The organism is Bradyrhizobium sp. 132 (genome assembly GCF_023074185.1).
GTDB lineage: Bacteria > Pseudomonadota > Alphaproteobacteria > Rhizobiales > Xanthobacteraceae > Bradyrhizobium.
In genome coordinates this window covers 22,850-48,409 of sequence record NZ_JADPKY010000116.1, presented here as the reverse complement: position 1 = coordinate 48,409, position 25,560 = coordinate 22,850, and the positions used below count along the sequence as shown (strand labels likewise).

At 64.2% G+C, this 25,560-nt stretch carries 25 protein-coding genes; 15 read left to right on the top strand and 10 right to left on the bottom strand.

The genetic code is table 11. The features are described from left to right. Positions 1–93 precede the first annotated feature (93 nt). The 3 genes from IVA74_RS24780 to IVA74_RS24770 all read left to right on the top strand — a co-directional run bounded on the left by IVA74_RS24780 (position 94) and on the right by IVA74_RS24770 (position 5,403). Complete coding sequence (locus IVA74_RS24780; RefSeq protein WP_247348929.1) at positions 94–3,564, top strand: AAA family ATPase; 3,471 nt, start codon at positions 94–96, stop codon at positions 3,562–3,564. Further along, entirely contained in the window at positions 3,561–4,355 is a 795-nt protein-coding gene (locus IVA74_RS24775) for an rRNA adenine N-6-methyltransferase family protein (RefSeq protein WP_247348928.1), read from the top strand. The genes IVA74_RS24780 and IVA74_RS24775 overlap by 4 nt, the downstream gene beginning before the upstream one ends. Positions 4,356–4,449: 94 nt before the next feature. Next, a complete protein-coding gene (locus tag IVA74_RS24770; protein ID WP_247348927.1) occupies positions 4,450–5,403 on the top strand; it encodes a DUF6492 family protein in 954 nt (317 codons plus the stop codon). Positions 5,404–5,415: 12 nt separating this feature from the next. Here the strand turns inward: IVA74_RS24770 and IVA74_RS24765 are convergent, their stop codons facing one another. Beyond that, on the bottom strand, positions 5,416–6,483 hold the full coding sequence (locus IVA74_RS24765) for an endo-1,4-beta-xylanase (protein WP_247348926.1): 1,068 nt from the start codon (positions 6,481–6,483) through the stop codon (positions 5,416–5,418). A 306-nt stretch (positions 6,484–6,789) separates the two neighbouring features. Here IVA74_RS24765 and IVA74_RS24760 point away from each other — a divergent pair, with 306 nt between their 5' ends. Beyond that, entirely contained in the window at positions 6,790–8,226 is a 1,437-nt protein-coding gene (locus IVA74_RS24760; protein ID WP_247348925.1) for an oligosaccharide flippase family protein, read from the top strand. Positions 8,227–8,509: 283 nt separating this feature from the next. After that, complete coding sequence (locus IVA74_RS24755) at positions 8,510–10,072, top strand: L,D-transpeptidase (RefSeq protein ID WP_247348924.1); 1,563 nt, start codon at positions 8,510–8,512, stop codon at positions 10,070–10,072. 24 nt (positions 10,073–10,096) lie between these two features. On the opposite strand, the gene IVA74_RS24750 is transcribed toward IVA74_RS24755, so the two are convergent. From IVA74_RS24750 to IVA74_RS24730, 5 genes are all read right to left on the bottom strand, one after another. Beyond that, the gene (locus tag IVA74_RS24750) at positions 10,097–10,909 is read right to left on the bottom strand and encodes a class I SAM-dependent methyltransferase (RefSeq protein WP_247348922.1); all 813 of its coding nucleotides are present in this window, start codon (positions 10,907–10,909) and stop codon (positions 10,097–10,099) included. A 95-nt stretch (positions 10,910–11,004) separates the two neighbouring features. Beyond that, complete coding sequence (locus tag IVA74_RS24745; RefSeq protein ID WP_247348921.1) at positions 11,005–11,544, bottom strand: VOC family protein; 540 nt, start codon at positions 11,542–11,544, stop codon at positions 11,005–11,007. A 223-nt stretch (positions 11,545–11,767) separates the two neighbouring features. After that, entirely contained in the window at positions 11,768–12,736 is a 969-nt protein-coding gene (locus tag IVA74_RS24740; RefSeq protein WP_247348920.1) for a tripartite tricarboxylate transporter substrate binding protein, read from the bottom strand. A gap of 10 nt (positions 12,737–12,746) precedes the next feature. Beyond that, positions 12,747–13,640 (bottom strand): MBL fold metallo-hydrolase, encoded by an 894-nt coding sequence (locus IVA74_RS24735; RefSeq protein ID WP_247348919.1) that lies wholly within the window; start codon positions 13,638–13,640, stop codon positions 12,747–12,749. A 4-nt stretch (positions 13,641–13,644) separates the two neighbouring features. Further along, positions 13,645–14,847 carry an ABC transporter substrate-binding protein gene (locus tag IVA74_RS24730; protein ID WP_247348918.1) on the bottom strand — a complete coding sequence of 401 codons (1,203 nt, stop codon included), beginning with the start codon at positions 14,845–14,847 and terminating at the stop codon, positions 13,645–13,647. A 106-nt stretch (positions 14,848–14,953) separates the two neighbouring features. On the opposite strand from IVA74_RS24730, the gene IVA74_RS24725 reads away from it, so the two are divergent. Genes IVA74_RS24725 through IVA74_RS24715 form a run of 3 tightly spaced genes read left to right on the top strand, consistent with a single transcriptional unit; the run spans position 14,954 to position 17,040 of the window. Continuing rightward, positions 14,954–15,655 carry a TetR/AcrR family transcriptional regulator gene (locus tag IVA74_RS24725; protein WP_247348917.1) on the top strand — a complete coding sequence of 234 codons (702 nt, stop codon included), beginning with the start codon at positions 14,954–14,956 and terminating at the stop codon, positions 15,653–15,655. Then, on the top strand, positions 15,633–16,193 hold the full coding sequence (locus IVA74_RS24720) for a carboxymuconolactone decarboxylase family protein (RefSeq protein WP_247348916.1): 561 nt from the start codon (positions 15,633–15,635) through the stop codon (positions 16,191–16,193). The genes IVA74_RS24725 and IVA74_RS24720 overlap by 23 nt, the downstream gene beginning before the upstream one ends. Position 16,194: 1 nt before the next feature. Then, a complete protein-coding gene (locus IVA74_RS24715; protein ID WP_247348915.1) occupies positions 16,195–17,040 on the top strand; it encodes an SDR family oxidoreductase in 846 nt (281 codons plus the stop codon). A 60-nt stretch (positions 17,041–17,100) separates the two neighbouring features. On the opposite strand, the gene IVA74_RS24710 is transcribed toward IVA74_RS24715, so the two are convergent. Further along, complete coding sequence (locus tag IVA74_RS24710) at positions 17,101–17,400, bottom strand: hypothetical protein (RefSeq protein ID WP_247348914.1); 300 nt, start codon at positions 17,398–17,400, stop codon at positions 17,101–17,103. A gap of 564 nt (positions 17,401–17,964) precedes the next feature. Between IVA74_RS24710 and IVA74_RS24705 the strand changes: the two genes are divergently transcribed. The 7 genes from IVA74_RS24705 (at position 17,965) to IVA74_RS24675 (ending at position 24,466) form a co-directional block, all read left to right on the top strand. Next, positions 17,965–18,807: a shikimate dehydrogenase gene (locus IVA74_RS24705; protein ID WP_247348913.1), complete on the top strand. Its 843-nt coding sequence runs from the start codon at positions 17,965–17,967 to the stop codon at positions 18,805–18,807. Positions 18,808–18,832: 25 nt separating this feature from the next. Beyond that, a complete protein-coding gene (locus tag IVA74_RS24700; RefSeq protein WP_247348912.1) occupies positions 18,833–19,678 on the top strand; it encodes an amidohydrolase family protein in 846 nt (281 codons plus the stop codon). 26 nt (positions 19,679–19,704) lie between these two features. Next, a complete protein-coding gene (locus IVA74_RS24695; protein ID WP_247348911.1) occupies positions 19,705–20,859 on the top strand; it encodes an ABC transporter substrate-binding protein in 1,155 nt (384 codons plus the stop codon). A 199-nt stretch (positions 20,860–21,058) separates the two neighbouring features. Continuing rightward, positions 21,059–21,574 (top strand): hypothetical protein, encoded by a 516-nt coding sequence (locus tag IVA74_RS24690; RefSeq protein ID WP_247348909.1) that lies wholly within the window; start codon positions 21,059–21,061, stop codon positions 21,572–21,574. A 45-nt stretch (positions 21,575–21,619) separates the two neighbouring features. Next, a complete protein-coding gene (locus tag IVA74_RS24685; protein WP_247348908.1) occupies positions 21,620–22,204 on the top strand; it encodes a HutD family protein in 585 nt (194 codons plus the stop codon). A gap of 114 nt (positions 22,205–22,318) precedes the next feature. Continuing rightward, positions 22,319–23,509, top strand: coding sequence for an adenylate/guanylate cyclase domain-containing protein (locus tag IVA74_RS24680; protein WP_247348907.1), 1,191 nt, complete (start codon positions 22,319–22,321; stop codon positions 23,507–23,509). Between the two features lie 159 nt (positions 23,510–23,668). After that, the gene (locus tag IVA74_RS24675; RefSeq protein WP_247348906.1) at positions 23,669–24,466 is read left to right on the top strand and encodes an adenylate/guanylate cyclase domain-containing protein; all 798 of its coding nucleotides are present in this window, start codon (positions 23,669–23,671) and stop codon (positions 24,464–24,466) included. A gap of 22 nt (positions 24,467–24,488) precedes the next feature. Here IVA74_RS24675 and IVA74_RS24670 read toward each other — a convergent pair whose 3' ends face one another. From IVA74_RS24670 to IVA74_RS24665, 3 genes are all read right to left on the bottom strand, one after another. Further along, complete coding sequence (locus tag IVA74_RS24670; protein WP_247348905.1) at positions 24,489–24,683, bottom strand: hypothetical protein; 195 nt, start codon at positions 24,681–24,683, stop codon at positions 24,489–24,491. A 145-nt stretch (positions 24,684–24,828) separates the two neighbouring features. Further along, positions 24,829–24,957: a hypothetical protein gene (locus tag IVA74_RS41020; protein ID WP_007600646.1), complete on the bottom strand. Its 129-nt coding sequence runs from the start codon at positions 24,955–24,957 to the stop codon at positions 24,829–24,831. A gap of 72 nt (positions 24,958–25,029) precedes the next feature. Continuing rightward, positions 25,030–25,497 (bottom strand): universal stress protein, encoded by a 468-nt coding sequence (locus tag IVA74_RS24665; protein ID WP_247348904.1) that lies wholly within the window; start codon positions 25,495–25,497, stop codon positions 25,030–25,032. Between the last annotated feature and the right edge of the window lie 63 nt (positions 25,498–25,560).

Below are 25,560 nucleotides of genomic sequence, written 5' to 3'. Positions count from 1 at the left end.
ACGCGTCCAGTCTGAGGTGAAGTTTTGGCCCCAAAATCTGTGGTTGAGGGGCCCTAAGCGCTTCGACGGAGTGATGGTCGGGCAGAAATCACCATGCTGGAGAATGAGCCGGTCACGGGAACGGAAGGCGGGCTGAAGCGCTGGCTCGAAGGCGTCGGTCTCGGCCACTATACCGATCTCTTCGCAGAGCACCGTCTCGATCTCGACGTCATGGGAGATCTGACCGAATCCGATCTGGTCGAGCTCGGATTGCCGCTCGGTGATCGGAAGCGGCTCCAGCGGGCCATGACCGCGTTGTTCCGGGCCGAAACAGCGGAGAAGTCCGACGCGGCGGCGCGCCCTCAACCCCGCACGGAAGTCGGGGCCGAGCGGCGTCAGCTCACCACCATGTTCTGCGACATGGTGGATTCCACTTCGCTGTCGGTGCAGTTCGATCCCGAAGACGTGCGCGACATGATCGCGAGCTTCCGCGAAACCTGTGTCCGCGTGGTGAAGCATTACGAAGGTTTTGCTGCTCGCTTCGTCGGCGACGGTATTTTGGTCTATTTCGGCTATCCGACCGCACATGAGGATGACGCCGAGCGCGCGGTGCGCGCGGGGCTCGAGATCGTGCGGGTGCTATCGACAGCGCGCGCGGTCGAGCCGCGTGGTGCGCTCAGCCACTCACCCGCCGTCCGCATCGGCATCGCGACCGGTCTCGTCGTGGTTGGCGACCTCGTCGGGCAGGGCACCGAAGAGCGCGACTCCGCGGTCGGAGAAACCGTCAATCTCGCCGCGCGCCTCCAAGGTCTGGCGCCGCCCAACGGTGTGGTGATTTCCGCCTCGACCCAGTCGCTGCTGAAGGGGAAGTTCGACTACCGCGATCTCGGCGTCCACGCGCTGAAGGGTATCTCGGACAAGGCGCAGGCTTGGCACGTGATGCGGGCGTCGCGGGTGGAGACCCGCTTCGCCGCTGCCATGGGCACGCGGCTGACCCCGCTCGTCAACCGCGAGGAAGAGATTGCGCTACTGATGGGCCGCTGGCAGCAGGTCAAGGAGGGCGACGGCCAGGTCGTGGTCAAGTTCGGCGAGCCCGGCATCGGCAAGTCGCGCATCATCCAGGAAATCTTCGAGCGGATCGCCGGCGACCGCCATGGACAGGTCTCATTCCAGTGCTCGCCCTATTACACCTCCACCGCGTTCTATCCGTTCGCCGAGCAGCTCAAATTCTCTCTCGGTCTCGATCGCGAGGATGCGTCCGCGCAGTCGCTCGCGAACCTGGAGATCGCGATCTCCGCCGCTCATGGCGACATCGAGCAGGTTGCGCCGCTGTTGGCCGCGCTGTTGTCCATTCCGATCGGTGACCGCTATCCGCCGCTCGAGCTGTCGCCGCAGCAGCAAAAGGATGCGACCGTCGCCGCGCTGGTCAATCATTTCCTCGGCCTTGCGCGCGAGCAGCCGCTGGTGATCGCATTCGAGGATTTGCACTGGATCGACCCAACTTCCCGTGAGGTGATCGATCTCCTGGTCGACCGGGCACAGAACCGGCCGATCCTGGTGATCATGACCGCGCGCACCGAATTCCAGCCGAGCTGGAGCGCCCATTCGCACATTACGACGCTGGTGCTGAACCGGTTGAGCCGGCAGTTGCGCGCGACGCTGGTCCAGCGCGTGGCGGGACGCGAGCTTCCCAAGGAGGTCGTCGAGGAGATCATCGTCAAGACCGACGGCGTGCCGCTGTTTCTGGAAGAGCTGACCAAGACGGTTCTGGAATCCAACCTCCTGACCGAGCGGCACGGGCGCTACGTGCTGTCGGGCCCGTGGCGGCAGCTCGCGATCCCGGCGACGCTGACGGACTCGCTGATGGCGCGACTGGACCGGATGGGGCCGTTCAAGCGGATCGCGCAGATCGGCGCCACCATCGGCCGCGAATTCTCCTACGAGACGCTGCACGCGGTCGCTAATACGCCCGCCGAACAGATCGAGGCCGCGCTCAATCATCTGGAGGAGGCCGGGCTGATCATGCGCCGCGGCCATCCGCCGGACGCGCTCTACTCCTTCAAGCACGTGATGATCCAGAACGCCGCGCATGCGAGCCTGTTGCACAGCGAGCGGCGCAAGCTGCATTCCCGGATTGCCCAGGTGCTCGCCGAGATGTATCCGGAGAAGACCGAGCGCGAACCGGAGCTGCTCGCCCATCATTTGACCGAATCCGGCCAGAGCGAGGGGGCCGCCAGCTTCTGGCTCAAGGCCGGCAAGCAAGCGGCCAAGAGCGGCGCCAATCTGGAGGCGATCGGCCATCTGCGCCGGGGCTTAAGCGTCGTCCAGGCCAATGCGCGCATGCAGGGCGCCGACGAGATGGAGCTCGAGCTGCGCATCGCGCTCGGCAACGCACTGATCGCCGCCAAGGGCTATGCCGTGCAGGAGGTCGAGGAGAACTACATCCGCGCCCTCGAACTCGGCCAGCAGCTTGACGATGACGAAAAGGCCTTCGCCGCCACGCGCGGGCTCTGGGTCTGTCATTTTATCCGCGCCGATCTCACCCGCGCGCACGATCTCAGTGTCGAGCTGTTGAAATTCGCCAAGCGCGAGCGGCTGAACGAGCGGACGCAGCCGGCGCAGCAGACCGGCTATCTGATCGAGGCGCACCGCTCGATCGCGATGACCATGCTCTATCGCGGGCGCTTTGCCGCGTCCCAGCATCATTTGCACCGTTGCATCAATCTCTACAGCCCCGATCTGCACTCCGACCTGATGGAGCGGCACGGCACCGATCCCGGCGTCGTCTCGCTGTCCTATCTCGGCTATCTCCTGTGGTTCCTCGGCCGGCCCGACGCGGCGCGCCAGCACAGCGAGCAGGCGATCGCGAACGCCGAGAAGATCCGCCACCCCTTCACGCTCGCCTTCGCGCTCGTGTTCGGCGCCTATCTGTGCCAGCATTTGCGCGATGTCGAGGGCACGCGCGACCACGCCAACCGCGCCATGATCATCGCCACCGAGCACAACTTCCTGCACTGGAAGCAGCAGGCGGCGATCCTGCGCGGCTGGGCGCTGACGCAGCTCGGCGAGGCCGACGAAGGCCTCAGCCAGATGCGCTTCGGCCTCGACGAATACGAGGCGATGGATTCCTGGCTCGCCGGTTGCTGGTTCCGCTGCCTGCTCGCGGAGGCCTACGCCAAGGTCGGGATGCGCGACGCCGCGTTGCGCGCGCTGGACGGTGCGCTCGCGACCGCGCGACGGACCGGCGACCATTCCTACCTCGCCGAGGTCTACCGCCTGCAAGGCGAGATCACCCTGTCGGACGGGAATCCGGTCTCGGTGCAGGAGGCCGAGGAGCTGTTCGGCCTGTCGCTGGAGATCGCCCGCAAGCAGGGCGCGCTGTCCTGGGAGCTTCGCACCGCCGTCAGCCTCGCGCGGCTGTCGCACCAAGCTGGCAAGCGCGAGCACGCAAGCCTGCTGCTCGCGCCGATCGTCGGCAAGTTCAGCGAGGGGTTCTATACGCCGGACCTGAAACAGGCGATGCAGCTGGTCAACGAGCTCGGCGCGGACGCGCCCGTTCGTGAACACGCCGATCCCGCGCGATGAGCGATCTTGCCGCCGCGCGTGCGCGTTACGTGGAGCTGATCGCAAAGCGCGAGCGGATCTCCTCAAAGCGCCTGCTCGAAGCTCTCGCCATCGTTCCGCGCGAAAGGTTTCTGGCGAAGGGACCCTGGCGCGTCAAGAGCGAGGCGGCGCGCGGCTATCGGCTGACGCCGGATGCCGATCCCGTTCATCTCCAGGACAATGTGCTGGTCGCGATCGATGCGCGCCGCAAGCTCGATACCGGACTGCCGAGCCTGTGGGCGCACTTCATCGATTTGCTCGACGTCGGGGAGAAGGATCGCGTGGTCCAGATCGGCTGCGGGCTCGGCTATTTCTCGGCAGTGCTTTCGGAGATCGTGGGCCCCAAGGGCAGGGTGCATGCAATCGAATGCGACGCGCGGCTTGCGGCGCGCGCCGCGACCTATCTTCGCGCCTATCGCAACGTCGTGGTCGTCCATGGTGACGGATGCGAGGACATCGGCGAACCCGCCGACGTCATCATCGTGCATGCCGGATTCTCTCAACCGCATCCGCTCTGGCTTCAGTCGCTTCGTCCGCGTGGCCGCCTCTTGGTGCCGCTGACCCAGCGGGACCGCGAAGGCGCTGCCCTCAAGATCACCGGCAAGGGCAAGGGGTTCGAAGCCGAGGCGGTGCAGCAGATCCGGATCTTCCCCGGCCAGGGTCGAGGTGTGACCGCGCTCGACGACCGCGTCGCCGATTGGTGGCAGCGGGCCTCCGCCCTGGCCCCGCTACGCTTTCACGGCATCGAGCAGGGGCTGCCATCGGATGGCTAATGCTTCGTTACGTTTTACCTTGATCGCGAATGTAAGTATGCAGCACCTCGCAATGCAGCTATGACTACGGCCTGATCGCCATTCGAGCGTGCCCATGCATTCCGTTGCCCTGCTGACTGCCAGCTACGCCAAGGATATCGAGCGCTTTTCGCTGCTCAGCGAGAGCATCGACACCTGGTTGACGGGCTACACGCGGCATTATGTTCTCGTTAACGATGAGGATGTGCCGCTGTTCGCGCGGTTCGCTTCCGACAAGCGGGTCATCGTTCCGGCTTCGCATTACTTGCCGAAATGGCTCTGGGCGCTGCCGCCGGCTCTCCAGTTCATCAGCAAACGGCGCGTCTGGCTGTCGCTGCTGTCGTCACCCGTCCATGGCTGGCACATCCAGCAGATCCTGAAGATCGCCGGTGTCCTCAACGCGCCGGAGCAGCGCGTCTGCATCCTGGATTCGGACAATCTGTTCTTCCGCGAATTCGACGTCGGTCAGTACGCCGGCGCCGAGAAGACGCCGCTGTTCGTTACCCCGAAGGCCATCAGCGCCGATGCGCCCCTGCACGGCCTGTGGCTGCGCACGGTCGACCAACTCCTCGGCGTGAAGGACAGGTCCTTCCCCGCGGACGATTATGTCGGCAACGCGCTGGTCTGGGACAAGGACACCGCGCGCGCGATGACCGACGCGATCAAGTCGGCAACGGGATTGAACTGGGTTCTGGCACTGTGCCGGAAGAAGAAGTTCTCGGAATATCTCATGTACGGCCATTTCGTCGCGAACTCGCCCGCGCATCTGGCCGCCCATCGGGTCACCGAAGACAGCATCGCGGTCTCGCATTGGGACGACACGCGCCTCGACCGCCCGGCCATCGAAGCGATGATGCGCGCCGCTTCGCCCGAGCAGGTCGCGCTCTGCATCCAGTCCTATTCGTCGACCTCGATCGACGACATCCGCGATGTGTTCCGGCTGAACTCGCGCGACCGTCGCGGTCCGAGCCTGTCGCCCGATCACATGGGCGATGCGGTTGAATTTGAAGTACCGACCAAGACGCGCTGAAGAACAGCGCGCTTAAGCGTCTCTCGTAAATTTGCTGATCACGTCCATGAATGGCTTCGGCTTGAACTCGCCGTCGAGCGGCAGGGGACGGTTCGGCTGCTTGTCGGCACGGGCGAAGGTGCCGTTGATCCAGCTATAGCGATCCGAGAGTCCCCAGGTCAGGATCGAGCGTACCGGACCGCTGGTCGAGATCGCGGTCAGGAGGTCATTGACGCGCTTGGCGACGACGGCGTCGCGCTCTGCCGGCGTTCCCGTCAGCTTCTGGTCGTCGACATCGAGTTCGGTGACGAGCACCTCAAGGCCCCAGGAGCGCAGCTCGGTGACGAATTCTGCGAGCCCATGGGTGTCGATATCGAGCTCGGCGTGCAGATGCGATTGCAGCCCCACGGCGTGCAACGGCACGCCTTGGTCGAGCAGGTCCATGATGAGATTGCGGTACGCCGCGCGCTTCGCAATGAACGAATCCTTCGCGGACTCGATGTCGTATTCGTTGATCGCGAGCTTGACGAAAGGATCTGCAGCGGCCGCCGTGCGGAACGCCAGCGGAATCCAGCCGTTGCCCAGGTGCTGGGTCCAGAACGTGTCGCGCCGATCTTTTGGACTGCGGGGATTGTCCGGGATCGGCTCGTTGACGACGTCCCACGACGTCAGCTTGTCTTTATAATAGGAGACGACGGTGCCGATGTGATCGACATAGGCGCGCTCGACGCCTTTGGAATCCTTGATCTGCTTGGTCCAGTCCGGAATGTCGTAATACCAGGCGAGCGCGTGGCCGCGCATCGTCAGATCGTTCTGCCGGGCGAAGTCCAGGATCGCGTCGGCGCGCTCGAACGCGAAGGTGTGCGCGTCCGGGCGCAGCATCGGCCACTTCAGCTCGAGCACCGGAACCACCTGCGTGCAATAGGTGCTGATGGCTTCTCCGAGCCTCGGATCGGCTTGCAGGTCCCAGAGCGTGGCCGCGGCGCCAAATCCCGGACGACGCTCGGCGAGTTTCGACGCCGGTGCTGCGGACGCCGATGTGCCCGCGGCGAGTGCTGCGGCGCTGCCGAGGAGAAATTCGCGTCTGTCGAGCCTGGTCACGGCATTCCTTATCGAGCCCACGCGCCATCGTACCAAGCGGTGCCTTGCAACGCCGGGGTTTTCCCTCGTTGGGTTAACTTTGCCATCTACGAAGCATGGTTCCTTTTGAGGTCGCGCGCTCCCGTTCCGGGAAGGGCAAATTTAACGCTACCGCGCGAAAGCGGCCTCAAAGCCTCATTTGCCGCCCGATCTCCAGACTTATGTGACACTCTTGAGAGATGCTGCGGCGCAGTTCGTTCGCCCCGCCAAGGTCCGATTGATTAACGGCCGTCACATTCTCAACATCGTTGCCGGTCCCGTGCTCGCATGCTGAATCGCCATTTCTCGATTTATCTGGTCGCCTACATCCTGCCTGCGGCCGTGGGCTTCTTCGCCGTCACGGCCTACACACGACTGCTGACGCCGGCGGAGTACGGCGTCTATGTCGTCGGCATCAGCCTTGCCGGCATTCTGGGCGCGATCTTCTTTGCCTGGATCAAGCTCTCGGTGTCGCGCTATCAGGCGATGTCGGCCGAGATCGATTTCCGCGGCACGGCGATGGTTGCTTTCGGGCTCACCGTGGCCGTCCTCTGCGCCACGACGCCGCTGGTCTTCCTGTTTCGCAGCGATCTCAGCGTCGGGCTGCTGCTTGCCAGCATGTTCGTCGCGATCATGGCGAATGCCGTCGATGTCGGCCAGGAGTTCGAGCGCGCCAAATTGCGTCCCTACAGGTTTGCGGCGATCTCGATCGTGCGCAGCGTGTCGAGCGTCGGCTTTGGCCTGCTCGGCGTCTGGCTCGGCTGGGGTGGATTGGGGCTGCTCGCCGCATTCGGCCTGGGTTCGCTCACCGGGATCATCCTCAACCTCGTCGGCGACCGCAGCAGGATCGCGCGGTTCCAGCGCAGCCAGTTCATGCAGCTTGCGCGCTACGGCCTGCCGTTGACGCTGGCCGGATTGTCCGTTGCGGTCTATTCGGCCTGCGACCGGCTCATTGTCGCTTATTTGCTCGGCAAGGACGCCGCAGGCATCTTTGGCGTCGCCGCTGATCTGCCGCGCCAGTTCATGGTCATGATTGCCTCCAGCGTCGCCGCGGCGACCGTGCCACTGGTGTTCCGGTCATTGTCGGAGAAAAACAACGAGACGACACGGGACCGGCTGAGCGAGAGCCTCGAGCTGCTGCTCGTCGTGGTCGCGCCCGTCGCCGTCTGGCTCGCGCTTGCAGCCGATCAGGTCGCCGGCACGCTCGTCGGCGTCGACTTTCGCGCCGGCGTGTCGGCGCTGCTGCCGACCCTGGTGCTCGCGCGCTTTTTCGGCATCGCCAATCAATTCTACGTGCAGATCAGCTTCCAGCTCGCCGAACGGCCGTTCATGCTGGCCGCGCAGTCTTTCCTCACGCTGGTCGTCAGCGTGGCGTTGATGTTCGCGCTTGTGGCCGGCTACGGCCTCTACGGCGCGGCGCTGGCGACGCTCGCGACCGAGGCGATCGGCCTCCTTGTTGCCGTCGTCCTGATGCATCGCGCCCACCCGCTCCCGTTCGATCTCCACCGCCTCGCCGGTGTTGCCGCCTCCGCTGCGGCGATGGCGGTTGCTATTCTCGTTGCACGATCGCAGGTCGATGGCTCCGGCTTCGTCCCGCTCGTCGTCGTGAGCCTCGCCGGCGGCCTCGCTTATGCGGCTGGCGCCTGGTTGCTGAATGTCGCAAATGTCCGGACGCTGTCGCTGCGTTTCCTGCGAACCTTCAACCGTAAGGCGCTGGGCGTTTAGCATGCGTCCGTCGGGGGCCTCGGCGCCCGACGCCAGGCCTTGGCGGCAGCTGCGTCACCGAACCCCGGACATTCTGCCGCCGAGTTAGACCGCTAGCTTCGGGCCAGCCACGGCTGCACGCCGCCCTTCCGCCTGCGCGAGCCGTCCTATATGAGAGATTTTGTCGCCGGAACGTGCCGAATCTCGCCACAGACGGAACGTAAGGCGGCTGCGATTTCTTAATGTAAAGATAGCAATCTGACACGTGACGGCACAACGGACTGGCATTTCGACCGAGGATGGCATGAAAAACCGACTGACAACGACGCAATCCACCATGACGATGCGGCGTTGGGGGCCTCCCGGAATTGCGACCTTGGCGGCGATTGTCGCATTGGCGGCGGCGTCCCCGGCCATCGCGGCCAAGCAGGCGCGCCAGCCGGCCGAGGCGGTGGCGCAGCGCGCGGCCGGCGAGCCGATCATGGCAATCGTGTCGATCAAGAGCCAGCAGGTCACCTTCTACGACGCCGACGGCTGGATTTTTCGCGCGCCGGTGTCCACGGGCACCACGGGTCGCGAGACGCCCGCCGGCGTGTTCGCCATCGTCGAGAAGGACAAGGACCACCATTCGACGATGTATGACGATGCCTGGATGCCGAACATGCAGCGCATCACCTGGAACGGCATCGCGCTGCATGGCGGGCCGTTGCCCGGCTATGCCGCTTCGCACGGCTGCGTGCGCATGCCCTTTGGCTTCGCGGAAGGCCTGTTCGAAAAGACGAACATCGGGATGCGGGTGATCATCTCGCCGAACGACGCCGCCCCGGTCGATTTCTCCCACCCCTCGCTGTTCGTACCGAAGCGGGAGGCCATTACGGCCGCGCCCGGCCGGATCGACAAGCTCTCCGGCGAGGCCGAGGAGGCCACCCGCGCCGCGGATGATGCCAAGAAAGCCGCCTCGGCCGCCGCGAAAGACGCCGTCTCGCTCCCGGCATCGCTGCGCAAGCTGGAACAGCAGAAGACTCGCGCCGACGCCGAACTCGCCTTCGCCGACAAGAAGCTCGCGACTGCCAAGACCGATCAGGCGCGGGCGCAGGCCGAGGAGCTGAAGCAGAAGGTTGCCACCAAGGCTGCTGACGCCGCGTCGGCGCTTGATGCTGCCAAGGCCGCCGCGCAGCCGAAGCGCGACGCCGTCGCCGCCACCAAGGAAGCCGCGAAGGTCGCGGCGACGAAGAAGGCGGATGCCGTGAAGGCTGCGACCGACGCAAAACTCGCGCTCGAGCCGGTCTCTGTCTACATCAGCCGTGCGACGCAGAAACTCTACGTGCGGCGGAACACGCACAAGCCGGCGCCGGATGGCGGCGGCGAGGTGTTCGACACCAGCATCGAGGTTCCCGTCACCATCCGCAATCCCGACCAGCCGCTCGGCACACATATTTTCACGGCGATGGCGAAGAACGACACGGGCCTGCGCTGGAGCGTGGTCACGATCGAAAGCGGCGACGACGCCAAGGACGCGCTCGACCGCATCACCATCCCGCAGGAGGTGTGGGATCGCATCGCGCCGACGGCATTGCCGCGCTCGTCGATCGTCATCTCGGACGAGCCGCTGAGCGCCGAGACCAACTACCGAACCGAGTTCGTTGCCGTGCTGAGCAACCATCCGCAGGGCGGCTTCATCACGCGCAAGCCGACTGCGGCGCCGCCGATGGAAATGGCAAGCGACGACGGCTGGGACAATGGCGGCAACGGTTTTGGTTTCTTTTTCCAGCAGCCGGCCCCGCAACCGGTCAATCCGCGCCGCCAGCGCGGCGGGCAGTATCAGTATTATCAGCCCGCACAGCCGATGCAGCGGAGTTTTTGGTAAGGCGCGCCAGACCGAAGCCCGCCGCTACCGGCGCGCTTCGATCACGATAGCCTGGATCTTGCCCTCGACCGCTCCGGACCCATGGCGTGTCCGGATCGCCTCGGCAACGATGCCGGTTGCAGCCTGAAGCTTGCTGGCATCCCTTGCCTCGATCTCGCTCCGCAGCGGCGTGCCCTGGCAGAGGGCGATTGCGACGTACTCGGGCGACGGCGCGCGGCTTATCTCGGATCGCGTTTCGATCGCTATGTCATGGAAGCCTGCGCGTTCGAGGTCGGTTCTGATCACGGCCTTGTCGTAATAGCCGTGCGGCGTCCGGACCATGAAACGGGGCGGGTCATCGGGAAACAGCTTTTCGAGCGCGACCGTTGCCTCATGCGTCAGCACATTGTCCTCGATGCGGTCCCAGACGTTGAACACGAACGTGCCATCGCCCTTCAGGACGCGCTTCACTTCGCCGTAAGCCTTGATGCGGTCCGGAAAGAACATGGCGCCGAACTGGCAGCAGACCACGTCGAAGGCGGCGTCGTCGAAGGGCAAGGCCGACCCGTCCGCCTGGCGCCATGAGATGCGATCGTCATCTGCCTGACGTTGCGCCGCGACCGCGAGCATCGGCTCGTTGAGGTCGGTCGCGACATAACGGACGCCGCGCGGCAACGCCGCCGCCACGGCGCGCGTCACTGCGCCCGTGCCTGCCGCGATCTCGAGCAGCACGGAGGGAGAGCGGGCCGCGACACGTCTTGCGATGTCCTCCGCGTAGACGGCGAAGATCATCGGTACCAGATATTCGTCGTAGAGTTTTGGGATCGAGCCGGCGAAAACCTTGTCAGTGTTGGACATGCTTGCCTCGCTGAAGGTTCGGACACGAGGCTCATGTTACCATGGATTGCCGTCTACCGCGCCAGCAGCGAGGTGGACCCGCTCGGTGACCTGCCCTACGATTTCGTCCCGCCGACCTCGCGGATCGGCCGCGTGCCGTCCCAGTTCATCGCCGCCTGCCTGACACGCTCGAAGAACGGCCCCTTGGTGCCGCTGATGTCGGAGATCTCGATCACGGTGCCCGGGTGGGCCTGGGTGTCGAAATAGGCAAAGCGCCCCTTGTCGCCGCCGATCTGGCCCTCATGGCCGATCCTGTAGCCGAGCCCGAGCGCCCTGTCGTAGAGCGCCTGGTAGTCGTGACTCCAGTAGGACATGTGCTGGAGGCCTTCGTGGCCGGAATCGAGAAACTCCCTGTAGAGCGAGGGCGCGTCGTTGCGCTGCTGGATCAACTCGATCTGGAGATCGCCGGAATTGGCCAGCGCAATGCTCATCTCGACAGCGGAATTTTCGCCGCGATGCCGGAACCAGTCGGTCTTGACGCGGTCCATGTAGTACCAGGGACCGACGCCCATCACGTCGATCCAGTGCTTCATCGCGGCGTGGATGTCCCGCACCACATATCCGTTCTGGCGCACCGCGCCGAAGATGCGGCTCATGCCCGCGCTCCCCTTGTCAGTCCAATCACGTCAGCACTATCGCACATGACAGCGGGACGCTGTCGGGCGAGTTCGGCCTGCATGGTTCGAGACGCCCGCTTTGCGGGCTCCTCACCATGAGGGTCTGATACCTTGCCGCGAAACGGGACCTCATCCTGAGGGCCCGCCGCAGGCGGGCGTCTCGAAGGATGGCCGCACGCAAGCTTTCCGCTACGTTCCTTGCTCACTTGACCTCGATGCCCGCATCCTTGGCAACCTGCTTCCAGGCCGCGATATCGCGGGCGTTGATGTCGCGCTGCTCGTCGCCGGGCACGAATTGCGGCGTGATACCGAGGCCGAGAAGCTTCTGCTTCACCTCGGCATCGCCGAGTGCGTCCTTCAACGCCGCGGACAATTTTTGTGCGATCGGCGGAGCAAGGCCCGCTGGGGCATACATCGCCCAGGACAGGCTGCGGTCGAACGGCACGCCCTGCTCCTTGTAGCTCAAGACATCCGGCAGGCTCGGCGAGCGCTCGCCGCAGGCGGCCAGCGCCTTGATCGAGCCGTCCTTCACCAACGGCGTCGCGGTCGCCATGTCGAGCGTCGCCAGCGAAATGTGGCCGCCGAGCAAATCGCCGGCCAGTTTAGCGATGCCGTTGAACGGCACGTGATCCATCTTGATTCCGGTCTGCTGCATCAGGATTTCCGCGCAGAATTGTCCGGTCGAGCCCACGCCCCAGCTTCCATACTGGATCGGTTCGCCCTTCTTGGCGAGCGCGATCAGGCCCTTGATGTCGTTGGCGGCAAAGTCCTTGGTCGCCACCAGCATGATCGAGGACGTCCCGATGCGTCCGATCGTCGTGAAATCCTTGATCGAATCGTAGGGCAGTTTTGGATAGATCGCCGGCGCCAGCACGTGCGTGGTCATGCCGCCGACAGTGATTGTGTAGCCGTCATTCGCCGACGCCACGACCATCTGCGTGCCGAGCGTGCCGGCAGCTCCGGTGTGGTTCTCGATATAGACGCTCTGTCCAAGCGTCTTGCCCATCTTGTCGCCGAGCAGCCGCCCGATCACGTCGCCGCCGCCACCGGCCGCATAAGGCAGCAGCATCCTGATCTTGTGCGTGGGATAGGCGGCTGGATCCTCGGCGCGCGCAGGCAGCGCCGCCGAGAGCAATGCGAGCAATGAGAGCGTGATCGTGCGCAGCTTCATGGTGTTTCCCCTAATCCTCGAACCGAAACCGGAATGCCTCGCCATGCCGTATCACGCGCCCGGCGGTCGGCGCCGGAAAATGGCCGGTGAGCAGAGAGCTCGGCGTATCCGCGAGCTCTTCGAGCAACGCGAGCCGCGTTGCGATCGCCGCGGCCGGATCGACATCGGCGGCGTTCGACAGCCACGGCGCAGCACACTGGATCGGATGATGGATGACATCGCCCGACATCACCGCGTGATCGTGGCCGCCATTGAGATGGATCTGCATGTTGCCGGCGGTGTGGCCCGGCGCCGGCGCGAAGCGCAAGGCGGCATCGCGATCGCTAAACAGGCGATGATCGGTCTCGACGAGCTCGGCAAGGCCGGCCGCGACTACCGGCAGCACCGAATCCTCGAACGAGCCGTGGTTCACCGGGTTGTTCGGCGCGGCATTGTGCGCGGCTTCGAAATGCCGGTACTCGTCTCGGCCCATCAGATAGCGCGCGTTGGGGAAGGTCGGCACCCAGCGGCCGTCGAGGAGGCGCGTGTTCCAGCCGACGTGGTCAACATGCAAATGCGTGCACATCACGAAGTCGACTTGTTCGGGCTTGACGCCGAGCGCCTGCATGTTTTCGAGATAGGGCTGGTTGAGGTTGTTCCACGCCAGGACGCGCGGCCGCTGCTTGTGATTGCCGCAGCAGGTGTCGACGATGGCGGTCCAGCGCGGCGTGCGCACGAGATACGAATGGTGGCTGAGGATGAAGCGGCCGGTCTCCGGCTCGATATAGCGACGATCGAGCCAGCTCCGGTTCGCCGCGATCACCTCGTCGGTGACGTTGGCGAACAGCCAGGTCTTGTCGAACGCGAGCGCGGGGATCTCGCTGACGAGATCGACCCGCATGCTGCCGATCCTGACCTGCCGCATTTGCTCAGTTCTTCAGGAGATCGCCGAACGGCACCCAGCGCGTGCCGTCGAAACGGATCAGCTGGAGACTCGTCATCGGCGTGTAATGCTCGGGCGAATTGTTGACCGCGGTGCCGTTGATCAGCATCGGCAGGCGCACGTCCTTCATGGTCGTTGCCTGTTTCATCACATTGGCGCGGGTGAGGTCGTTGCCGGCACTTTTCAGCACGGTGACCAGCGTCTGCGCGATGGTGTAGCCATAGACGTTGAGCCAGTCGCTCTTGTTGGCCTCGGGCAGGTATTTGTCCATGAAGGCGAGCCATTCCTTGTAGCCGGCATCGTCCTTTGACGCCGGGTCGGTCGCGTCCTTCAGATATTGGCTGGAGATGACGCCGGTGGAATTGTCCTTGCCCGCCGGCGCCAGCACGCCGCTGATCGAGGCCGAGACGTTGGAGATGATGGTGACAGGCTTCCAGCCGATTTCGCCGATCTTGCGGATCGCCTGCGCGGCAAATTTCGGCGTTGCCGCCACCAGCACCACATCGGCGCCGGCGGTCTTCAGTTGCAGGATCTGGGTGTCCACCGTCGGCGCCGAGGTCTCGTAGGCCGCGCGCGCCACGATCGCCTCGCCACTGCCGAGGCCTTCCTCCAGCGCCCTCAGATAATCTTTGCCGAGATCGTCGTTCTGATAGAGCACGCCGATCTTCGCGCTGGAATGGCTGGCCTTGATGTATCTGGCGTAAGCGATCGCCTCGTCGCGATAGGTCGGCTGCCAGCCGACGGTCCACGGAAAGTTCTTCGGATCGTCCCACTTGGCGGCGCCGGACCCTAGGAAGAGCTGGGGCACCTTGCGGTCGTTGAGATATCTGTGCACGGCGCTGTTGGTCGGTGTGCCGACGCCGCCGAAGATCAGCAGCACTTCCTCGCTCTCGACCAGCCGCCGCGTCTGCTCCACCGTCTTCGGCGGGCTGTAGGCATCATCCGCGATGATCATCTGGATGCGGCGTCCGTTGACGCCACCGTCGTCGTTCACCTTGCGGAAATACGCCTCCGCCGATTTCGCGATCTGCGCGAAGGCCGACACTGGGCCGCTCAGCGGCGCGGTGGTGCCGATCTTGATGGTCTTGTCGTCGGCGCCGGGATCGTATTTGCTTTGGGCCTGAGCGGTGCTTGTTGCGAGCATCGGCAACAGGATGCAGGCCGCGCGAAGGCGGGCGAAGCGCGCCATGACGTCGTCTCCCCAAATTTGCTCTCCGCTTCTCAAAGGCGCGGAGTTGAAACGAACGATCGTTCGTACGGTTGACTAGCGAACGATCGTTCGTTAGTCAAGCACCATGGCTGTCCACACCACCAGCGCGGCAGAAGCGGCTGCGCCCACCACCCGCGAGCGCATCCTCGCCGAAGCGCTCGATCTGTTTGCGCACAGCGGATATGGCGGCGCCTCGATGCGCGAGCTCGCGCGTCGCGTCGGCATCCGCGAGAGCAGTCTCTACAACCATTTCGCCGGCAAGGCCGCGATCCTGGAGGCGATCGTCAGCGAGCACGGTCCCGCCAGCTCGGCGAGCAGGCTGGAGGAGCCGCGCTACAAGCAGCTCGCGCGTCAGCCCGCCGCGTTTTGCCGGCAGTTTGCATTGGACCTCGTCGAGCAATGGTCCGATCCGCGCGAGCACCAGTTCCAGAAGGTCATCACCGCCGAGCGCAACCGCGTGCCCGGCATCCGCGCCAAATTCGCCGATCATTTTTACGCGCGCGAGCAGAGCATGATGACGGATTATTTTCGCGGCTTTGCGCTCGCCGGCCTGGTCTCGACGCCGGATCCGCGTGAGACCGCGCGGCTGTTCGCGGCCGGGCTCATCTACATCCGTCTCGAACATTACGTGATGGGCGCGGCACCGTCGCCGCGGCCGAAGGTGATCGAGGCGATCGACCGCTATCTCGCCTTCTTCCTGTCGCTGATCGCGGCGGATGGCGGGACAAACGACAACAAGAAACGAAAAGCCAAGGGAGAGAATCGTGGCAAGGCTGCCCCTGATTGATCCGGAGACGACCAGCGGCGACATCCGCGCTTCGTTCGACCGCATGCCGGTCAAGCTGAATATTTTCCGCATGATGGCCCACGCCGAGGCCAACATGATCCCGGCGATGCGGCTCGGCAATTCGATCTTGCACAAGCAGAAGCTCAGCGCTGTCAACCGCGAGCTCCTGATCCTGCAGGCCGCGCAGCTCGAAGGCGGCGCCTATGAATGGCGCCAGCACGTGCCGATCGCGCTTGGCGTCGGCTGCACGCAAGCACAGATCGATGCGGTCGAACGCGCCGACTACGATGCCGCCGGCTTAAGCGATGCCCAGCGCGCGCTGCTGAAGCTCGGCCGCGAGGTAGTCGAGAACGTCCGCGTTCCCGAAGCCACGTTCGCTGCCGCGCGAAAACACTTCAGCGACCAGGAGATCGTCGAATCCATCGTCGCCCTCGGCTTCTACATGATGATGGCGCGTCTCACCGAGGCGACCGAGACCGATCTCGATCCTGCCGCCGGCATGAAAGTCTACGACGGCGGCAAGAAGCCGGGCGCCTGAGATGACGGATACCGATAGCAAGCCGGACCGTTACGTCCGCCCGCCAAGCGCCGAGTCATTGGGCGAAGCGCCGGGCAGGGGACGTCTCAAAGGGCGCCGCATCCTGATCGTCGGCGGTGGACAACGCGTGTTCGACGCCGCCACCGATCCGATCGGCAATGGCCGCGCCATGAGCATTCTTTGCGCCCGCGAAGGCGCGAAGGTTGCGGTCGCCGACCTCAACCACACCTCGGCCGAGCAGACGGTGAAGCGCATCACGGACGAAGGCCGCGAAGCTTTTGCGATCGCGGCCGACGTCACGTCCGAAGCCGACGTCGTGCGCATGATCGACGAGGCGCATCGCGCCATGGGCGGCCTCGACGGCATGGTGCTCAATATCGGCACCTTCGGCAAGGTCGGCCTCGATGCCGTCAGCCCCGAGGAGTGGAACAGGATCTACGACGTCAACGTCCGCGGCCCGATGCTGTGCTGCCGCGCCGCGATGCCGAAGTTCGACGATGGCGGTGCCGTCGTGTTCATCTCCTCGATCGCCGCACTGAAGGCCGGCTCGCAGATGGCGGTGTATGATTCATCGAAAGCCGCGCTCGGCGGCTTGATGCGCAACATCGCCCATCTCGGATCGCGCCGCGGCATCCGCGCCAATCTTGTCTATCCCGGCCTCATCGACACGCCGAATGGCCGCGAGGCCGGCGCCGGCCGACCCAACCGCGGCAAGGGCCACGTCCCCTTCGGCCGCCAGGCGACAGCCTGGGAAGTCGCCTACGCCGTGCTGTTCTTCCTCTCGGACGAGAGCGTCTACGTCACCGCGCAAACGCTCGCGGTGGATAGTGGTTTGAGCGGAATGTAAGACGCAAGCGCAATCCTGCACCGCGGAATTGGACGCACCCGCCGAAGCAGAGGCCTCTCTTCATTGCGGCGAGGCCGCAATCGTTCGGGTTTGCAATGCGTTCATCTGCTCAAGTGCTTTCAGGAGAGCCTCGCACGCCTTCTCGGCTTCAGCGAAGGTATTGAAGGGTGAGCCGCCAAGTTTGATTGCGGACTTGTTCACCTGGACGGGTCGCCATGAGGCAACCAGGCCCGGCTTTCCGTGAAGGCCAGGACCGGTGCGGTTTTCGTTACTGATCACAAACGAAAATCCGCCGCTGCATGCCATCCAGATTTCAAGCTCATTCACCGGAGTATCGATGCGAGCAAAGTGCAGGGCCATATGACTCTCCAGAGTTTGCTCCGCGGAATTGGCCACGGGCGCAAGTCGTCAGTGCTCACCTGTGCGAATCCCGGGCGGCCGCAATGCCCGAGGTCTCTGATCCCTCGGCTCTCCATGCCGTTAAGTCGCCCGGGAGCAGAATGGGATCGGTCTCAACTTGCTTGTTGCGGTTAACCCCTAAGCCAATGAGCCCGCCCAATACCAACGCGGAGCCTGCAATCATCAACCAGTGCGGCAAGTCCAACACGGGCATTGCAATTCTCCCACTGAAAGGAGCGCGTTACGCAATTGCCTAGCCGAAGCGCGAACGGATAACCCAATGTATGGATTATTACGGTACTCCGAACTTCGTGCAAGGCACCAAAAAGGGGTGTACTTCTGACCTAAATTCCACCGGACAAGGGCAAGAGGAGGCGGCCCCTCAGTTGGCCGACGCCGGTTTCCATCCGTACCGCCATCCCGAGATTCAGATTGCGCGCGATAGCCATTCCCTCTAATGATTTGTACAATTGACCAAATAAAATGGTCGCGCGCCGAAGGGCGCGGTTTGGGTGGAAGCGCAGCATGCCGCAGGCGGATGGGTTTGGTTTGGCGGGCGTGATCGGCATGCCGGTCGCGCATTCGCGCTCGCCCGTCATTCACAATTACTGGCTGAAGGCCCACGGCATCCGCGGCGCCTATGTCCCGCTCGCGGTGGGGCCGGAGCGGCTGGAGGATGCGCTCCGCGGACTTGTCGCGCTCGGCTTCCGCGGATGCAACGTCACCATGCCGCACAAGCAGACGGCGATGCCGCTGCTCGACCACGTCAACGAGACCGCGAGGCGCATCGGTGCCGTCAACACCATCGTCGTCGAAGAAGACGGCACGCTCTCCGGCTTCAACAATGACGGCAACGGTTTTGTCCAGAGCCTGCGCGATGCCAGGCCCGACTGGCGCGGCGACGCCGGGCCGATTCTTTTGTTGGGCGCCGGCGGCGCATCGCGTGCTGTGGTCGTGGCGCTGCTCGAAAACGGCGCGCGCGAGATACGCATCGCCAACCGCACGGCGGAGAAGGCGCAGGCCCTTGCAAACGACTTCGGTTCCGCCATCCGCCCGGTTGCCTGGGACGATCGCGGCGCGGCGCTCGGCGATGTCGCCCTCCTCGTCAACTGCACCGATCGTGGCATGGTCGGCAAGAGCGCGCTGGAGATCGATCTGTCGCGCTTGAGGCCCGAAACGCTCACCGCCGATCTCATCTACACGCCGCTGGAGACGCCGTTCCTGGCTGACGCGCGTGCGCGCGGCTGCATGACCGTGAACGGGCTCGGCCTCCTGCTCAACCAGGCCCGGCTCGCCTTCAAGGCCTGGTTCGGCGTGATGCCCGACGTGACGCCCGCGCTGATCAAGGCGATCGAAGCGACGTTCTGACACGCACAATGGGGAGTTCTGCGCCATGACACTGCCGGCGTCCCCCAGGATCGATTGCCACGTCCACGCCATCGATCCCGTCCGCTTTCCCTATTCGGACGACACGCCATACCGTCCGAGCGGGCAGGAGATCGCGCCCGCGTCACAGCTCATCCGCGTGTTCGACGCCTTCGACATCAAGCACGCGCTGATCGTCGCCACCAACACCGGTTATGGCAGCGACAGCCGAATCCTGATCGATACCCTGAGTCAGGGTGGCGGCCGCTTCAAGGGTGTCGCCGTGGTCGAGAACGACGTCGGTATCAGCGAGCTCGAACGCTTGAAGGCGGCCGGCGCGATCGGCGTCGCCTTCAACGTGCCGTTCCACGGCGCCGATTATTATCGCGACACCGCGCCGCTGCTGGAGAAGCTGACCAGGCTCGGCCTGTTCCTCCAGATCCAGGTCGAGCAGGACCAGCTGCTCGACCTTCTGCCGCTGATCGAAAAATCACATGTGCGCCTGGTGTTCGACCATTGCGGTCGTCCCTCGGTCGCGCAGGGCGTGACGGGCAAAGCATTCCAGGCGCTGCTGGCGATCGGCCGCGAGCGCGACGCGCATGTCAAGCTGTCCGGCTATTACAAGTTCTCGCAGCAGGCACATCCTTATGAGGACACCTGGCCGTTCATCGCCGCACTGGTCGAAGCCTTCACGCTCGATCGCTGCGTCTGGGGCTCGGACTATCCGTTCCTGCGCGCAGCCGAACGGCTTGACTACGGGCCGCTGCTCGCGGTGCTGACAAAACTGTTTCCGGATCCGGACGACCAGCACCGCCTGCTCTGGCGCACGCCGGCAAGGCTGCTCGGCTTCGACGGCGCGGCAGATCAAGCATAACAAGGCAACATAGGGGAGGAGACATCATGAGGCACCTTGCAGGGACGGCCGTCATGGCGATCGCGGCAGCGCTAGGCGCAAATGGCGCGCAGGCGCAGAGCACGGTCTACATCCCCGATGTCATCGAGCTCTCCGGCCCCGGCGCGGTGTCGGGCACCAACTGGCGCGACGGCGTCGCGCTCGCCGTTGACGAGATCAACACTGCCGGCGGCATCCTGGGCCGAAAGATCCAGACCGAGCATCTGGATACCCAGAGCAACCCCGGCGTCTCGCGTGCGCAGGTGCAGAAGGTTTTGGACAGGGATCCCTATGTCGTGCTCGGGCCGATCTATTCCGGCTCGGTCAAGGTCAACATGGCGCTGACGCAACAAGCCGAGATCCCGCAGATCGTCGGCGCCGAGGCGGCCGACATCACCACGCAAGGAAACCCCTGGGTGTTCCGCACCGCCTTCGGCCAGCAATTCTCGATGCCGAAGATCGCCAACTATCTGCACGACAAGCTCAAGGTGAAGACGGTTGCGCTGGTCTGGGTCAACAATGATTTCGGCAAGGGCGGCCACGACAATTTCGCCAAGGAGATAAAGGCGCGCAATATCGAGATCGCGGCCGACATCTCCACCGAGCAGGGCCAGGTCGATTTCGGCTCCGACGTGATCAAGCTCAAGGGCGCCAAGGCCGACGCCGTTTTCGTCTACACCAACGAGGAGGAGAGCGCCCGCTTTCTGATCGAGGCGAAGCGGCAGGGTCTTTCGACCCCGCTGTTCGGCGAGACCACGCTGCTCAGCCAGAAGGTGGTCGAGCTCGCCGGTCCCGCCGCCAACGGCGTGCGCGGCCATGTCGGCCTTTCCGCCGATGCACCGGTGCCGGCGATCGAGGATTTCACCAGGAAGTTCAGCGAGCGCTACAAATACCGGCCCGACCATAACGGCATCAAGGGCTACACCGCCGTCTATCTCGTCAAATACGTCACCGAGAAAATCGGAAAGTTCGACAGCAAGGCGTTTGGCGCCGCGATGAAGGGCCTGGCGCTGGCGCCGGACAAGGCGCCTGGCATGCTGATGGAGGCAAGCTGGGACCAGAACGGCGACATCGACCGCGCCAGTTTTCTCGCCGAGATCGTCGACGGCAAGCAGAAGATCGTCGAGACGCTGCCGAAGCTGAAGAGCGGCAAGGGCGAGTGAGCAGCCCTACCGCTGCAATGACGCAAGCCTCGGGCAATCACGCGGTGGGATCAAACTGCCGGGCATTTTTTGCAGCGTTGCACGACGCGGCAACGTCTGCCCGCCAGCTCCGGAGAAGAAAGTCGAGGCAAATCAACTGATCCTTCGCTGGCACAAAAATTGCTAAATGTTTCCGCGCAATGAACACAGGAATGACGACGTGACCAGCGTCAGCTACACCGTCCCGCCGAACTGGACCGCAGGCTCCGACAAATCAGGCGCGGGCAAGAACAAGAATCCGAACGATCCGAACATGCTGACGACGGGCGCCTATGGCAGCGCGTTCGAGCTGATGCTCGACAGCAAAGCCAATGCCGACGGCACCAGCACGGAGACGCTGACCTACAAGAGCTATTCCGGCAAGACCAACGGCACCTTCTCCGCCACGGCCGAGACAGTTACGGGAGCCGATCTCGGCAGTGCCTATCAGTCGCTGCTTGCCACGCTTCAGGCCAATGGTGAGATGGACGACAAGACCTCCGCGCAGCTCAACGACGCTATGGGCCAGCTCGATGCCAAGTCCGAAGGCGGAGCCAAAGATGCCGCCATCTCCGGCGGCGGCATGCTGGTGCAGGCCGGCGGCCCCGTGTATTTCAGCGGCATCTCGGCCTATCAGAACCAGTTCGTGGATTCGCTCGTCAACGAGCTGAGCAGCAGGCTCGACGCGAAGGTGTGAGATGATTAACGATGTGCGGGTGATCCCCGTCGGACGCCCATACCAATGAAAACCACGCTGCTGAAATCCGAAGACTACGCCCGTTCGCCCTGGAAGAACGGCGGCGGCATCTTTACCGATGTCGCGGATGCGCATCGCCCAGGCAGCCCGGTGAAGGATTGGGACAGCCTACTGTGGCGCTTCGCGTCCACGCCGATCGTGGCGCCCGGGCCGTTCTCCCATATGTCCGGCATCGACCGCTTGCAGATGGTGATCGGCGGGCGCGGGCTGGTGCTCAAAGCCCCGGAGCGGGAGTTCGACGAGCGCGAGCCGTTCACGACCGTGCGCTTCACCGGCGAGATGGAGATCGTCACCGAGCTCGAGGCCGGCCCGGTCGAGGTCGTCAATCTGATGGCGCGGCGCGGTGCGGCGGAGATCGAGCTGTTGGCACTCCGGGAGCCCGGTGAGCGGCAACTGCCCGCCGGCACGCATCTCATCCATGCGGTGTCCGGCGATTGCAGCATTCGTCTCGACGGCGTGGGTTTTGCGATTTCGCACGAAAACACGTTGAAGGTCGAACTGACCGGGGCATCGACGCTCGTGCTCGTTTCGGGGCTGGCCGTGCTGGGGTCTATCCGGATCGTCGGTTGAACGGCGATCCTGCCCACCGAGCGATGCGCACAATCCGTGCATCTGGCCAGGTTGACGCCGCAGCGTCGGAGCACGATATCTGGCCTGATGCAGACCGCCGCTGAAGGGCAGGATATGACCGCGCCAGACAAAAACTCCGCCACGCTGTCCGACGGCGTCGTCGACTGGCTGACCAACGGCACGCGCGACCAGCGCTTCATCGACAACATCTTTGCCGAGATGTGCATCCGGCTCCAGCAGGCCGGCATTCCGCTGGCGCGGTCGACGCTTCACGTGCTGATCCAGCACCCGCAATGGCTCGGGGCCCGCTTCATGTGGTCCGACGGCATGCGCGAGGCGGAGATCGCGCGGGTCGACTATGACGTTCGCGAGCGGTCCGAATTTATCGGCAGTCCCGCCAACGAAATGTTCGACGGCGCAACCGAGGTGCGCGAGAATCTCGAACGCGACCCCTCGCTCGGCCGCAAGCACGCCCTCTACGACGAGATGCGCGCGAAAGGCCTGACCGAATACGTGGCCTGGCCGCTCTATCACACGCTCGGCAAGCGCCATCTCGTCACCTTCGCGACCGATCGGCCCGGCGGCTTCGACGCCGCGCATATCGCCGCCCTCAAGAACATATTGCCGGTGCTGTCGCTGGTCAGCGAAATCCGCGTCAAAAACCGCCTGGCGCGGACGCTGCTCGAGACCTATGTCGGCTCCCACGCCGGCGAGCTCATCCTGGCCGGCGCCACCAGGCGCGGCACCGGCACGACGGTGCGCGCCGCGATCATGATCTGCGATCTGCGCGAGTTCACGAAAATCTCCGACAACTGGCCGCGCGACGACGTCATCGATCTGCTCAACGACTATTTCGACGCGATGTCGGAGCCGATCGCGCGGCACGGCGGTGAGATCCTGAAATTCATCGGCGACGGCCTGCTCGCCATCTTCCCGCTCAGCGAGCCCAACGCCTGCGCAAACCTGCTGCATGCCGTGACCGAAGCCCGTCGCGCCATGGTCGTCCTGAACGAACGCAACAACGGCACCGGCCGCGCACCGCTGAACTACGGCATCGGCGTCCATGTCGGCGACGTCATGTACGGCAATATCGGATCGAGCACCCGGCTCGACTTCACCGTGATCGGCCCCGCCGTCAACATGGCCTCGCGGCTCGAAGCTTTGACCAAGCAATTGGGAAAGACGGTGCTGCTGTCGCGCGACTTCGCCGATCTGGTCGATCGCCAGTTCGATCTGGAGCGCTTGGGCGAGCACGGGGTGCGCGGCTTCAGTGAGCCGATCGAGCTGTTTGCGTATCACGGCTGAGGCGGGATGCCCGCGGCCACGCAGGTGTCCCCAATCGCGGGAAGCAAGATTTGCTGCTCTCGCCGCACGCGTCAAGCGCGTCCTGTTGCCAACGCAGGATTGTGTGACTACGCTTGGCGCCAGGCCCGCCCAAGCGTTTGATCGATCGGCCGCACGTTCATGCCAAAATTCCTTCGCATCGGACTCCATCAGTCGAACATATCCGGATACACGTCGAAGGCGTGGTGTGTCCGGCGCGTGGGCACGGCAATTTTCCTGAAATGGGGCGCCGTCGAGGTCCAGGGCGCGGGCGACGGCCGGAAGGTCTACTGGACGCGTCTGCCGCAGGAGAAAACAATTCGCTGCGGCAGCGCGCAGCGTGCCCAGGATTATGCAAAGGCCGCGATCGCGCGGCGCCGCAACCATCGCTATGAGCCGCTGGTTGGCGCGATCGTGCTCCGGCGCCGACCCGCGGGGGGCAACACCGAACTCAAGCAAGCCCTCGCCACAATCCTGATCGTCGATATCGTCGGTTCCACCGCAAAAGCGGCAAAGCTCGGCGATGTCCGCTGGACCAAGGTGATGGGCCATTATTACGCAGCGGTCCGCAAGGAGCTGAAGAGTTCGCGCGGCAAGGAAGTCGTGACGACGGGCGACGGCGTGCTGGCGACCTTCAAGAAGCCCGCCGCTGGCGTCTCTTGCGCGACCGCGATCCGGAAGGCCGTGCGCACGCTCGGCCTCGAGATCAGGGTTGGTCTGCATGCCGGCGAATACACGGTGAGCGGCACTGAGGCGGTCGGCCTCGCATTCCACATCGGCACCCGCGTCGCCGCCAAAGCGCGCGCCGGCGAGGTGCTGGTCTCGAGCGCGGTCAAGGAGCTACTGGTGTCGCAGCCCGAGATCCGCTTCAGGGATCACGGCGTGCACCAGCTCAAGGGCGTGCCGGAAAGGTGGAGGCTCTATAGGGTGGAAGGGTGAGGAGCTTGCGCGAGGGTCGGCGTCAATCCACTTCAACACGATCGCATTCGACGCACTGATACACACGTTGTCCCGTACTCAGCACGGTCGCGAGGCGCAGTTTCCGCACGGCCTGGAGAAAGGAGACCGGAGAAAACCGCTTGTGCAGGAACGTCGTATGGGCGGGCAGGGGACCGGTGAGGCTGCCGGGCATGACGACGATATTGAGTTTCGGCACACGAGCGCCAGCTTCAAATCTCCCGTGCAGATGGCGCCCGCCCGGCGCAGGACCAGCCGCAGCATTTCGAGAGAGCCTGGCCGGGGAGCCCAGGCTATTGGTCAATCGACCTCACCTCGACAGTACAGAGGCCAGCAACTCAACATCACCGCACCCCCGTGCCCTTGCAGCGCTGGCACTTCACCACCTTGTCGCCCTTCTTGAGCAAGCCTTTGCCCTCGCAATTTTTGCATTTCTGCTTCTTCTTGATGTTCGGGCCTTTTTCACTCGTCATGAAATTCTCCTCCCGCCAGAGAGCGGTGTTGTGCGGTCGTTCAGCGGATAGCTGAGCGGGCTCGGATAAGCCCTACACTGATGCCGGCTTCGGCACCACCAGCACGGGTACGCTTCCGTCCACCAGGACCTCGGATGTCTGGCTGCCCAAAAACAGCTTCCTGAGGCCGCGACGCCCATGGGAGGCCATGACGATCAGGTCGCAGCCCCTGGACTTAGCCGTTTCAATGATCGCAGTCGCCGGGTGCGCATTGGGAACATGCAAAAGTTCTGCAGGCGCGCCGATCTGCTCCGACATCGCGCGGGCTTCGTCGAGCACCTTGCCCGCACGGGCCTTGCAGGCGGCGTCAAAGCTATCGATCTCGTCCCGGCTCGGAATCCATCCCGAGTCGTGCCCGCCGCCATAGTCGACCGGCAGCGCTTCCGTCACGGTGATGATTGTCAGCTTGGCGTTCAAGGCCTTCGCCAGGGCGATGCCATGCTCAACGCCCTTTCTCGCGACGTCCGATCCATCCGTGCTCAAGAGAATGTTGGCGTACATGTGGTGGCTCCGTTGCCTGTCGAACAAAGTGGTGCCTGGCCAATATGGTCCGATACGCGCCGT